The organism is Alteribacter keqinensis, from assembly GCF_003710255.1.
Classification (GTDB): domain Bacteria; phylum Bacillota; class Bacilli; order Bacillales; family Salisediminibacteriaceae; genus Alteribacter; species Alteribacter keqinensis.
Map to the genome: position 1 here is coordinate 613346 of NZ_RHIB01000001.1, position 11980 is coordinate 625325.

Here is an 11980-nt window from a genome sequence, read left to right on the forward strand (position 1 = left end):
TCCGTTTGATATTAAAGGATAAACCTGTTCTTCCTCGAACCTCTAACAGAAGGGAGGAGAAGGTAAATGAAGGAACGACTTATAGAATTAATTGAAAACAGCCCGGACAAACGGATCGATTATGATTCTTTCATGGAAACATGCCTGTATGAACCGAAAACGGGCTATTATACAAACGAAAAGAAGAAGCTTGGCGGAAATGGTGATTTTTTTACGAGTAATCATGTTCATCCGGTTTTTTCGTGGACGATCGGACTGTTTGTAACAGAAGTCCTGGAAAAGGAACAACTTCCTTTTGTTTTCACGGAATTTGGAGCCGGGGATGGTACGTTTGCTCTTCATTTTCTGGATTATATTAAACAAGCGTTTCCCGAGAATTATGAGAAAATGAACTATTTTATTGTTGAGGTCAGCGGCTACCACCGGAATGAAATAAATAAAAAGCTGAAGTTGCATAAAGCTGCTGTACATATTTTAAAATCAATGGATGAGTTGAAGGAACATAGCAATGAAGGAGAAGGAATCGTTTTTTCGAATGAGCTTTTAGATGCGCTTCCCGCTCATGTGATCGCTGTACGTGATAGTCAGCTTAAAGAAGTTTTTATTACGTTGCATGAGGGAGAACTTAAAGAATCCTTACATCTGTGTGAAAACGAAAAGGTCAGATCCTGGTATGAAACTTACGGACCGGATATTCCTGAAGGGCACAGGACCGAGGTGTGTCCAAGAATGAAACAATGGATGGAGGAAGTGGCCGCCTGGATAAAGAAAGGGGTGGTTATTACAATTGACTATGGCTATACAAATGAGGAAAAATGCGAACCTGTGTTAAGGGAAGGGTCTCTCAGGGGGTATAAAAAGCATATGCAGGAAAATGATCCTCTGGCCAATCCTGGAAGCATGGACCTCACCTCCCATGTGCAGTGGGATGCATACAGAGCCATAGCAGCTGATGCTGGTTGGAAGGAGCTCGTTCACGAAAATCAAGGGACATTTCTGATGAAAGCAGGTTTGTTTACTTTTTTAAAGGAAACAACAGATGCCAACCCTTTTTCTGAACCTGCACGTCAGAACAGGGGAATTCGGTCTCTTGTTCAGCCGGGAGGTATCAGCGGGGCTTTTCAGGTGAACGTGCAGACGGTTGGGCTTAACAGCAGGCATAACTACTCCTATTTTGTCCGTGATCCCTACAAAATTTGAAAAAACCCCGGACAATTGTCCGGGGTTTCTTCAAAGACTATGTTACAGCCTAGTGACCTACTCCAGGTACCATGATAAACGTGGTATAGTAAGTGAAGCCTACGAAAAACAACGTTAAGTATGCGCCGAAGATGTAGATGTATGTGCGTTCAGTCAGGTTTAAGTAGCTGAGAGCCAAAAATACCCCAGTCTGACCGAAGAACAACATTGCCATTTCGTACATCCCACCAACCATAAAGAGAACGGCCATAATTCCAGTCCAGAAGCTGATTACACGGAACATGCGATCCATGATGCATCCCTCCTTTTATGTAGCTCGGAAACTTGCTTTGTTTTAGTATGCATTAATCAATACACTTTATTATAAAACGTAATTGTCCTTTTGTAAAACAAATCTGTGAGAAATCGAAAAGAAGCAGATTTTTGTCAAAATAAGCTGTATTTACGACTGAGCTTGAATAGAAATTGACGAACAGTGCAGAATAACTTTTTAGGAGAAATATTACTTTAGAAAAGGAATTTTGTTTATCCGGGTAGAAATTAAGGTAAAGGATAAATAAATGGTTTTTTACATTAACTATTTCGACAACAAAAATGGGAGGTTCCAGGTTATGAGTAAAATGGACACAAAAGATTTTATTATCGGTGCAATTGTAGGTGGCATTGTAGGAGCTTCAGCAGCGATGTTGACAGCACCTAAATCAGGAAGAGAATTGCGTGAGGATATCAATAAGCAGGCTAATTCTGCGAAGGATAAGACGCTTGAATTTACAAACGCAGCTAAAGAAAGAGGTAATGAGTACTCTCAGCTTGCCAAGGAAAAGTCCGGTGAGTGGACTGAAGCAGCAAAAGAGCAGTGGAGCCGTGTTTCAGATAAAACATCCCGTTTATCAGACAAGGCAGCTGATCTGAGCGAAGATTTATCTGCGGATGTAAAAGATATACTGGAAGAAGAAAAAGGTGAAGGGCAGAAACTTGCTCAGCAGGTCATTCAGGAAATTGAAGAAACACGCGAAAAGCTGCAGGAAGATGCAGCCGAACTTAAAAAATAATCGAAAAAGCAATCCCGTGCTTCCGGCAGGGATTGCTTTTCTTATACAACAAAAGGAGAAAAAGTTTTTTGAAGTAAGCCTCCAATGATGAAAAAAAAGAGGACGGTTCAAAGGCATTGAGCCTTATGAAACGCCCTCTTTTTATGTATGGTTGGGATGGCAGGGATCGAACCTACGATCACGGAGTCAAAGTCCATTGCCTTACCACTTGGCTACACCCCATCGCTCTACAAAATATAGGATGGCACTTTCAAAAAAAAATATGCACCAGGAAAGAAAAAAAGAAGGGAAATGGAAAAATGTGTAGAATAATGTATATCGAAACGAGTAAATACGAAAGGCTGGTGATGCCGATGGATGTTGAGCAATGGGCTAAAAAACTTCTTATGGATGCGGCAAGAAAGCAGGCATCGGATGTTCATATTCTCCCCACTCATCAAAAGGGTCTGATCAGGTACCGGATAAACGGTGAACTGATGGATATCCACGAAACAAGTTCTATCCTTCTTCAGAAAATGATTGCTCATCTCAAATTTTTATCCGGTATGGACATAGGAGAAAGAAGGCGGCCACAAACCAGTGCGCTGGAAATGTTTCTGGGAAAACACCTGTACTCCCTGCGCTTATCAACATTTCCAATGACTTTTTCCGAAACCCTCGTAATCAGGCTTCTTCGCCAGGGCAGTCCTCCCCCGTTAAAAAATCTTACACTTTTCCACTCCCAAGCACAAAAACTCCTCAACTTCAGTTTTTCCAATCACGGTCTTATCCTTATTTGCGGTCCTACAGGATCAGGTAAAACAACCACACTATACTCGTTAATGAACGAGAGTATCTTTGCAGAAAAGCGAAACGTCATATCACTGGAAGATCCTGTGGAGAGAAGGCACGATGAATTTTTACAAATGGAAGTCAATGAAAAGGCCGGGGTCAATTATGCAGAGGGGCTGAGAAATGTGCTGCGCCACGACCCTGATGTCATTATGATCGGTGAAATCCGTGACGAAGAAACTGCAAGGATGGCATTTCGGGCAGCCATGACCGGTCATCTTGTTTTATCCACACTGCATTCCTCTACAACAGCTATGGCAGTCAGGCGTCTTGAAGAGTTCGGTATGTCGAGAACTGAGATATCGGAAACGCTCCTTTTGGCAGCAACTCAGACATTGGTCAGGTTATCGTGTCCCTACTGTAAGGAAGAGTGTCACATATCCTGCTCTGTTTCACGGAAAAGAGCTGCTATTTTTGATATCCTCTATGGTCATGATCTTCAAGGTGTCATCAACAGAACGATCCCCCCGGGTTCAAAGATGGAAGATCACATGAAAAAGGCATACTCTCTCGGATATTTGTCCGGTTTTGAAATTAAAAAATGGGAGAGGCGGTCATATGTTAAAGCGTAAAAGCGGACCATTTAAGAATGACCTGGAGAGAGGAGAGTGGTTAAAGGAGCTAGCCGTATTAACGAAAGAAGGATACCCCATCAAGGAAGGACTCATTATCCTTGAAAGGTATTATGATAGCAGGACAAGCGAAATGATTCGTGCGGTATCAGAGGCTTTGCGTCAGGGAGAATATTTTTCCGATTTCCTTACTGAATACGGGTTTTCAAAAGAAATCACAAACCACCTTCTTATGATGGAAAAGTACGGAAATTTTCACAAAGGGCTAATGATATCCGCTGATCTCTGTGCTGCCAAATATCAATTAACTCAAAATGCAAAAAAAATCCTTCAATACCCCCTAACGATGCTGTTTGCTTTAATTGTACTGGTATCTGTTGTACTCCGGTCGATCCTTCCTCAATTTGAACTGTTCTTTCTCCAGATGGATCAGGAACTTCCCATGATCACTAAATTTCTTTTTACTCTTCTTCAGTTTTTTGATCTTCCTTTGCTCATAACAGGGTGTGCCATACTGCTTACAGTCCTCTGGCTTCTCAAATCCTGGCCGCCTCATCGGAAAATCCGGATTTTGCTGTGCCTCCCTTTTATAAGAACCTACACAAGATCGTTCCTGACATATTTCCTTGTGACCCAGCTTTCACCTATGTTAAACAGCGGATTGTCATTGAATCAAAGCCTGGTTATGTTGTCTAAGGACAGCCAGTTACTTTTTTACAGAGAGGAAGCCAAACGGATAAAGCACGATATTCAAAAGGGAGAGCTAATGTCGCGTGTGATTAACACCCATTTCCATTACGAAGAACAGCTTGAAACAGTCATTGCTCTGGGAGAAGCAAAAGGAAGAATAGGTGAAGAATTGGAACGATACGGCTCCTTCTTATTTACCCGTATCACATTAAAATTGGAGGGAGCTATCAGAAAGGTGCAGCCGGTTTTATATATTGTTATTGGTCTGTTTGTTCTTGTTTTATTTTTATCGTTAATGCTCCCGGTATTTCAAATGACTACTACCTGGTAAAAGTGTAATTGTTAAGGAGGTGAGGATGAGGTTTTAATGATGGATAAAAATTGAAAAGAGGTGCAGGAATGTTAATGAGGCAAGAGGGTTTTACATTAATTGAAATGGTGATTGTTTTAATGATCATCAGTATTCTACTCCTGATTGCAGTACCGGGTCTCGGAAAAAACACAGAAGTGGCGAATGATAAAGGGTGCGATGCGACCATTGAAATGCTTCAGGCTCAGGCTCTGGCATATAAGGCGCATCATAATAAGCCGGTGGAAAACCTTGAGAAGTTGAAAACTGAAGAGTACGTCACCCGGATTACGTGCCCTGACAATTCAGAATTAACAATTGATAACAAAGGCAAAGTGAGTAAAGTTGGCGGGGAATAGAGGGCATACCCTAATTGAACTTGCTGTAGTTCTGTCCATTCTTTCCTCTTTACTTCTTATTACACTGCCATTATTTAAACAGCCGGAAACCGGGGAAGCGGACTTATTTTTTGAGCTCCTAGAAAAAGACTTTTACTTTGCACAAATGAAAGCTGTAAATGAAGGGAGGACGGTTCATTTTGTTTTTGACAGTGTAGATAATAAATATGTGATTATGCAGGGAAGATCAGAATTACAGGTGCGGTATTTTCCTGAAAAATTAAGCGTTGCAGGCACGTCCATGGGTCTGTCCAATCCACAGTTTCTCCAAAATGGAAACGTGAGCCGCTCCGGCACACTTACATTTAATTATAATAATAAAAACCTCTACCGCATCGTTTTTGTCTTTATCAGGGGGCGTTTTTATATTGAAAAAGTGTAGCGGGTTTACACTGGTTGAAATTGTGATCAGCTTGTTTCTAATATCATTGATTGCAGGAACGATGCTGCCGGTTTATATTCAGATAAAAGAAGAGAGGGTCTGGCTGGAGCAGGAGCTGTTTGTTCACGGAAAACTGACTGAACTCATTCTGGCGTACTACTATGATGAGCCTGAACTTCCCGATTCTGTTGAGCGAAATGGAACCGTGTTTTTTGTCAGAGCAAAACACCTTGAAAAAAGTGAACTGGAGGTTTGTATCCATTGGCAGTATAAAACGAAAACAAGGGAAAAGTGTTTATACAAAATCGAATGAACAAGCTTTTACTCTGATTGAATTGGTTGTCTCCCTGTCGGTTTTTATGATTATCACCGCTGTTCTTCTATCTCTTTACCCCGTTTTTCTTACCAAGCAAAGTTCCCCTTATACCGATGAACCGGTCATGCTGTTTATGTTTCAATTTCAAAAAGCATTGAGATCTGCAGAACAATACTGGACGGACAGTGACGGCAGGAGACTGGTGATGGAAATGGCAGTCGATGGCACGGTTCAGACTGAAACGTTTATTGTTCATAACAACAGGATTGTAAGGCAGGTGGAAGGAAGAGGGTATGATGTATACCTGGAAGAGGTTACCTCTGCGTCTTTTACGATCGTAAATCAAGGCGTCGAAATTTCCGTTAGACGAACGGACGGCCGTGAGTATGAAAGAAGGCTCGGTTCTATCACAGGAACAGGTGATGATGATGAAGAATGACAAGGGGTTTGTCATGCTTACAGCTGTTTTTATTCTCCTTGTCTTCAGTGGCTTAATACTGCATCAAGTCACCATTCTCAAGTCAGAACAGTCCTTTACAGCTATGCATTGGGAATTGATTCAAATGGATAATCTGCTGCTTACGGGCAAAGAGTTTGTGTCTGCGTTGATTCTAGAAGATGATGGTGATAAGTTACAATTAGGAACAAAAGCTACCGGTGACGGGATCATACGCTATGAGGTGACTTTGATTTCTGATGACATCTATTTCATTCGATTGAAGGTGGAAACACATTCAGGGGCAATGCGGGAAGGAACGTTCTATCTGAATGTTACAACCGGCGCAGTGACGGATTGGGAAGAAGGAGGAGTGCTTGGATAATGAAAACAAGTAAAAAGACGATTTATCTGACCGGCTTTATGGGTGCGGGGAAATCGACGGTGGGAAAGCTGCTTGCTCAGAAGCTTGGGCTTGGCTTTATTGATCTTGATGAATATATCGAAGAAAAAAGCGGCAAAACCATACCTGAAATATTTACAGACTCTGGAGAGGCATGCTTCAGAAATCTCGAGTCAGAGGCTCTCCGGGAGGTTTCTGTTAAAACGGCCGTGATCTCTACCGGGGGAGGGGTGACAGAGAAGGAAGAAAACCGCAAGTTGATGAAAAGAACCGGTACAGTCTTCTTTCTTGATGCCCCTTTTTATGTGTTATACGAACGGATCAGAGACGACAAAAGCCGCCCTTTAGCCAGAGGGGAAAAAGAGGTGTTAAGGGAACGGTATGAGAATAGAAGACCTGGTTATGAGTGGGCTGCACTCACTCTTGATACAAAAGGGTGTTCACCCTATGAAGTCGTTCAAAAGGCCCTTCAGCACTTTGATGAATAGTTCATCACGAATCAGGTTACAATGGAGAAGAGTAATCTGAGAAGGTGACAAAATGAAAACAAATGACTATGTGAAATTTGTAACCCAGCAGGTTGTTGAGTATGCGGATCAGCCTAAAAGTGAAAGAATAAAGAAACGGCAGGAGAAAAAGGAAGCTCGTCCTCCCGCTATGCATCGCTGGTTCGGACTTGTACCATTTGCTTTTTTGCTCGTTTATAAAAAGAATAGAAACAGACTGCAGAAACAAAAATAATCAACCCCCGGTGCCAATCTTACGCACCGGGGTATTTTTTACTTCTATGATCAGGCTTTTATTATCTTCTGTAAGGAAGAATGACCCTCCTGATGTTAAGTGGGTGCTGGTGTAAATAAAACAGACCTCCATTTATAATCGACATATTGATTTTCGGCTCATACTGATTTCTGATAGCTTCTTTTTCATTTTCATACGTTTCAGGCACTGTTTCTGACTGCTCATAAAAGGTGTCCAGTAAACGTAGGTCTGCCTCCATTTTGTTAACAGCATCATGTGCCCATGCATGATCTTCTGTTTTAAGTTCATCCTCAAGGTACTGACGGATTCTGTTCATCCCGCTGGCAGGCTTAATCAGAGGGGAGACGGTAAAACAGTAATCGGGAATAACAGGCTCTAAAGGACAGTCGAGCATTTGATCACAAAAACCATCTACCATTTCCCCATTCACTAAATTAAGGCCCAGGGAAACGAGCCGGTCTTTCTTTTTTTCGGCCTCATAAGAGATTTTTACATTTACATTCAGCCAGGGTAAAAGAGAGAGCGAGCCGCCGGTAAGACTTGTCCGGGCAACTTTTTCATACATTTTAACATGGGAGCCCAGTTCTTTTGCCAGCCGGAAAACCTGGTGAAGTCTGGGTGCACCGAAGTGAATCCGTTCCCCTTTGAGGTCTTCGGGTGCTTTCGTCTCATCCGTAATGAGTGTGAGCTCCATAGGATTTGGTACACCGCCGATTTTTTCAAGATAATGCCAGTAAAAGGGGCGGTTCATCAAATTCTTATCCATGTCAATACTCAGCTGTATATGAAGGTGGCCGTCGCTTTGTTCAATGACAGGGCTGTCATTTTCCTTGAAAAATGTCTTAAGGTAATTATGCACGTCCGTTTGCAGCATACTGTTCATCCTCCTCTCCGGAATCAATACAAGCAGTGAGATTGTCAAGCTTAATTCTGATTTCACCATCTGATTCAGAGTGGTTCAGAATGTTTGATATATGAGCTTCAAGCTCTTCTTCTCTCATCTTTTCCAGGATATCGTCAAGCTTTCCGATGACTTCTTCAAACAGCCCGATTTTTTTGTACAAGGTTTTCAGTATATGATCTTCTACGGTATTCAGTACGGCAAAGTTATATATGTGCACGTCATGCTCCTGGCCGAGCCGGTGAATCCGTCCGATCCGCTGCTCAATACGCATCGGATTCCAGGGAAGGTCATAGTTGATCATGTGATGGCAGAACTGAAGGTTGATTCCTTCTCCTCCTGCTTCCGTTGCAATAAGCACCTGCGCTCTGTCTTTAAAGAGCTGTTTCATCCAGTCCTTTTTGCTGCGCTTAAAGCCACCGCGGAAAGGAACGGCCTTAATGCCGTGCTGGGCAAAGTACCACTGAAGGTAAAGCTGGGTTGCACGGTATTCTGTAAAGATAATCACTTTATCGTCAATGGACTGAATTAATTCAAGCGCTTTTTCTGCTTTCGCATGACGTGTAATTTTCTCTACAATCCCCATGATTCTCTCCAGCTCTGCTTTGAGGGAAGGTGCCATTTCTTCCTGGCTTAAAAGACCTTTCAGTGTCATATAAACAGCCTCCCGGCTTGAACAGCACTCCCGCTGTAACGTAAGAACAGTAAAGGGGAACAGGCTCCACTGATATTGATTTCCCCAGCGGTTTTTAAGAGCTGAAACGTGATCATAAAGCTGCTTTTCTTCGTCTGAGAAATCAATTTCCACCGTTTTTACGATCCGCTTCGGCCAGTCCATATCAGAGTCAGAGCGGCGGTTTCTGATCATTACCTTCTGTACAATCTGTCGTAATTCCTCATGCTGATCGGCATCTTTAAATTCTTTCGTAAAGGCTTCTTCATTTCCCAGGTGTCCCGGCTTTAAAATTGAGATGAGGTGGAATACTTCACTGAGTTTGTTTTGTACTGGTGTAGCTGTAAGCAGCAGACAAAACTTCTTTTTTAATTGACGGACAAATTGATAGTTTTTTGTATTCTTGTTTTTAAGTTTATGGGCCTCATCGATAATGATCATGTCATATTTCTGTTCAAAAATAGTAGAACGATGTGGATCCCGCTTTGCTGTATCAATGGAGCTTACGATCACGTCACACCTGTCCCAGACATAATGTTTGCGCTGCTCCACGGCGGGAATAAAAAATTTCTCATTAAGTTCACGGCACCATTGAGTGACCAGGGATGCAGGAACAAGGATGAGTACTTTTTTCACAAGGCCGCGAATCATATATTCTTTTAGAATCAGCCCTGCTTCAATGGTTTTACCAAGACCTACTTCATCAGCAAGGATGGCTTTTCCGTTCATTTCTGTCAGTACCCGCTCTGCTGCTTCCATCTGGTGGGGAAAGATGGTCAGGTGCGGCAGGTGTGATGGTGCACGGAGTCCGTCAAAGTTATCTATAATCAGCTCCTTTTCAGCTTCAATTGCCATCTTATACATCTGCCAGTTCGCCCATGGTCCGTTTTGTTCAACCCGTTCAAGAAATGAGGATGTCCATTCTTCATCAAAAATCAGTTCCGGAGTGTTCATATATAAAGCTCCTTTCATTACACTTATTGACATAGTTTAGGTTCATTGTGAATTAAAAAGGCTGCCCCAAAACACACTTTTTGGGAACTCTCAACCGCTCATCGCTGGTCTAATGCGCAGGAGTGCGGAGGAAGCCACGGAAAAAGTTTATTTTTTTTAGATAGGCTCAGAGAAGGTAGGTGTTGATCTACGCTCATTGCACTTTCCGCTTCCGGGGTCTCCCCGGAACTCGCACCTCCCGCAGGAGGGTCGCGCGTTCGCTCCAATTAACACATTTTTATAACGACAATGACCTTTAGCACATCCAAAAATCAAAACTCACTTTATGTTGCAATCAGAGCCCAAAAGTGGTGACATCATTATCGGACTAAAGTGGCCTCGCGGAGCACAAGGAGGCACACCGGCGCTTCCATGGAAAAGGAACGCATTGGAGCGAAAATTAACACAAGAGTTTAACAGAGCCTCACTTAAAAAGTAGTGCTCCTATTTGAAATTGTCTAACGATGTTATTGCCAATCAAATTAAGAAAGTGATACCATAGAGGTGCAAAAGTTTTCATCAGTTTATATCTTTTCCAATTCCATAATTTCTATGAAAGAGAGTACTGTTCCTTTTCAAGTTTGGTCAATTACATATCAGGCGAATGAAAGCAAGGGGAGAGCTCGTATATAAGCGACGCCGAAGGAGCAAGCAGGGATCTGTGAATCTCTCAGGCAAACAGACTCTTGTTAGACGCAACTCTGGAAAGGGCCCGTAACAGACGGGACACCCATGGGGACACTTTCTTTATTCAGGGAAAGGAAACTCTCAGGTACATCAGACAGAGACCTCACCATATTAAAAGGGAGGTCTCTGTCTTTTTTGATGGGAAAAGGGAAGAGAAGAAGAGCATAAAAGCAGCGGTGGAAGCGCTGTCTACTAACCGGAGGTGCAAGGAGCATGGGAAATAAAACACCGTTATACGATGTGTACAAAGATCAGGCGAAGACAATCGACTTTGGCGGCTGGGATTTACCGGTTCAATTTTCAAGCATTAAAGATGAGCATGAAGCTGTCCGGACGAAAGCTGGCCTTTTTGATGTCTCTCACATGGGAGAGATCGATGTGCAGGGAAACGGAGCTGAAGCTTTTCTTCAGAGTGTCTTTACAAATGACGTTGAAAAGCTGAAAACAGGGGGCTGCCAGTATTCAGCTATGTGCTATGAAAACGGCGGAACTGTTGACGATCTCGTTTACTATAAACGTGGAGAAGGAGATTACCTCCTCGTTGTGAATGCATCCAATATTGAAAAGGACTACAACTGGCTTGTCTCCCGTGCAGAAGGTTTTGAGAATGTAAATATAGTTAATGTCAGTGAAAATTATGCACAGATTGCTATTCAAGGTCCTCTTGCAGAGAAAGTTCTTCAAAAAGAAACAAATACAACTCTTTCTGACATTACATTTTTTAAATTCCGTGATGGCGTAAGTATCGGCGGTGTTGAAGCCCTTGTATCCAGAACGGGATATACCGGGGAAGACGGCTTTGAAATTTACTGTAAGCCTGAAGAAGCAGCCACTCTTTGGAACCTCCTGTTAGAAGCAGGGAAAGAAGAAGGCATCCAACCATGTGGACTGGGTTCACGCGACACACTGCGGTTTGAAGCGCGCCTTGCTCTTTACGGACAGGAACTGACAAAGGATATCACACCAGTTGAAGCAGGGATCGGTTTTGCTGTCAAAACCGACAAAGAAGCTGACTTTTTCGGGAAAGAAGTCCTGAAGGAACAAAAGGACAACGGGCCTTCACGAAAACTCGTTGGTCTTGAAATGATCGACAAAGGCATCCCTCGTACAGATTATGAAGTATTCAACAGTGACGGAGAAAAAATTGGTTTTGTAACGACAGGGACACAATCTCCGACACTGAAAAAAAATGTCGGGCTTGCCATCATAGATAAAGACTTCACTGCTATCGGAACAGAAGTGGAAGTTCAGGTTAGAAAACGTAGATTGAAAGCAGTAGTTGCAGCAACACCATTTTATAAAAAATCCAACTAGATCAAACAAACAGGAAGGGGA

15 protein-coding genes, 1 tRNA gene and 1 riboswitch are annotated in these 11980 nt (G+C 42.6%); of the genes, 12 read left to right on the forward strand and 4 right to left on the reverse strand.

Features of this window, described 5'->3' with window-relative positions:
- The first annotated feature begins 66 nt into the window (after positions 1-66).
- Positions 67-1200, forward strand: coding sequence for a class I SAM-dependent methyltransferase (locus tag EBO34_RS02995; protein WP_122896465.1), 1134 nt, complete (start codon positions 67-69; stop codon positions 1198-1200).
- A 49-nt stretch (positions 1201-1249) separates the two neighbouring features.
- Here EBO34_RS02995 and EBO34_RS03000 read toward each other — a convergent pair whose 3' ends face one another.
- Positions 1250-1492: a DUF2626 domain-containing protein gene (locus EBO34_RS03000; RefSeq protein WP_122896466.1), complete on the reverse strand. Its 243-nt coding sequence runs from the start codon at positions 1490-1492 to the stop codon at positions 1250-1252.
- 319 nt (positions 1493-1811) lie between these two features.
- On the opposite strand from EBO34_RS03000, the gene EBO34_RS03005 reads away from it, so the two are divergent.
- Positions 1812-2252, forward strand: a complete 441-nt coding sequence (locus EBO34_RS03005; RefSeq protein WP_122896467.1) for a YtxH domain-containing protein — start codon at positions 1812-1814, stop codon at positions 2250-2252.
- A 148-nt stretch (positions 2253-2400) separates the two neighbouring features.
- Here EBO34_RS03005 and EBO34_RS03010 read toward each other — a convergent pair.
- A tRNA-Gln gene (locus EBO34_RS03010) sits at positions 2401-2474 on the reverse strand.
- 77 nt (positions 2475-2551) lie between these two features.
- Between EBO34_RS03010 and comGA the strand changes: the two genes are divergently transcribed.
- The 9 genes from comGA (at position 2552) to EBO34_RS03055 (ending at position 7370) form a co-directional block, all read left to right on the forward strand.
- Positions 2552-3655 carry a competence type IV pilus ATPase ComGA gene (gene comGA / locus EBO34_RS03015; protein WP_236785028.1) on the forward strand — a complete coding sequence of 368 codons (1104 nt, stop codon included), beginning with the start codon at positions 2552-2554 and terminating at the stop codon, positions 3653-3655.
- Positions 3642-4676: a competence type IV pilus assembly protein ComGB gene (gene comGB, locus EBO34_RS03020; RefSeq protein WP_122896468.1), complete on the forward strand. Its 1035-nt coding sequence runs from the start codon at positions 3642-3644 to the stop codon at positions 4674-4676. Before comGA ends, comGB begins: the two co-directional genes overlap by 14 nt.
- A gap of 68 nt (positions 4677-4744) precedes the next feature.
- Positions 4745-5053: a competence type IV pilus major pilin ComGC gene (gene comGC, locus EBO34_RS03025; protein ID WP_122896469.1), complete on the forward strand. Its 309-nt coding sequence runs from the start codon at positions 4745-4747 to the stop codon at positions 5051-5053.
- Positions 5040-5474 (forward strand): competence type IV pilus minor pilin ComGD, encoded by a 435-nt coding sequence (comGD, locus tag EBO34_RS03030; protein WP_122896470.1) that lies wholly within the window; start codon positions 5040-5042, stop codon positions 5472-5474. The genes comGC and comGD overlap by 14 nt, the downstream gene beginning before the upstream one ends.
- Positions 5461-5787 carry a type II secretion system protein gene (locus tag EBO34_RS03035; protein WP_183163687.1) on the forward strand — a complete coding sequence of 109 codons (327 nt, stop codon included), beginning with the start codon at positions 5461-5463 and terminating at the stop codon, positions 5785-5787. The genes comGD and EBO34_RS03035 overlap by 14 nt, the downstream gene beginning before the upstream one ends.
- Positions 5714-6229, forward strand: coding sequence for a competence type IV pilus minor pilin ComGF (locus EBO34_RS03040; RefSeq protein ID WP_249414054.1), 516 nt, complete (start codon positions 5714-5716; stop codon positions 6227-6229). Before EBO34_RS03035 ends, EBO34_RS03040 begins: the two co-directional genes overlap by 74 nt.
- The gene (comGG, locus tag EBO34_RS03045; protein WP_183163689.1) at positions 6219-6611 is read left to right on the forward strand and encodes a competence type IV pilus minor pilin ComGG; all 393 of its coding nucleotides are present in this window, start codon (positions 6219-6221) and stop codon (positions 6609-6611) included. The genes EBO34_RS03040 and comGG overlap by 11 nt, the downstream gene beginning before the upstream one ends.
- Complete coding sequence (locus tag EBO34_RS03050) at positions 6611-7117, forward strand: shikimate kinase (protein WP_122896474.1); 507 nt, start codon at positions 6611-6613, stop codon at positions 7115-7117. Before comGG ends, EBO34_RS03050 begins: the two co-directional genes overlap by 1 nt.
- 52 nt (positions 7118-7169) lie before the next feature.
- On the forward strand, positions 7170-7370 hold the full coding sequence (locus tag EBO34_RS03055; RefSeq protein WP_122896475.1) for a YqzE family protein: 201 nt from the start codon (positions 7170-7172) through the stop codon (positions 7368-7370).
- Positions 7371-7431: 61 nt separating this feature from the next.
- Here the strand turns inward: EBO34_RS03055 and EBO34_RS03060 are convergent, their stop codons facing one another.
- Both EBO34_RS03060 and EBO34_RS03065 read right to left on the reverse strand, forming a co-directional pair.
- Complete coding sequence (locus EBO34_RS03060; RefSeq protein WP_122896476.1) at positions 7432-8265, reverse strand: YqhG family protein; 834 nt, start codon at positions 8263-8265, stop codon at positions 7432-7434.
- Positions 8243-9919, reverse strand: a complete 1677-nt coding sequence (locus EBO34_RS03065; RefSeq protein WP_122896477.1) for a DEAD/DEAH box helicase — start codon at positions 9917-9919, stop codon at positions 8243-8245. Before EBO34_RS03065 ends, EBO34_RS03060 begins: the two co-directional genes overlap by 23 nt.
- 643 nt (positions 9920-10562) lie before the next feature.
- A riboswitch (glycine riboswitch) is annotated at positions 10563-10654 on the forward strand.
- Positions 10655-10858: 204 nt separating this feature from the next.
- Here EBO34_RS03065 and gcvT point away from each other — a divergent pair.
- Positions 10859-11959: a glycine cleavage system aminomethyltransferase GcvT gene (gene gcvT, locus EBO34_RS03075; RefSeq protein ID WP_122896479.1), complete on the forward strand. Its 1101-nt coding sequence runs from the start codon at positions 10859-10861 to the stop codon at positions 11957-11959.
- The last annotated feature ends 21 nt before the right edge of the window (positions 11960-11980 follow it).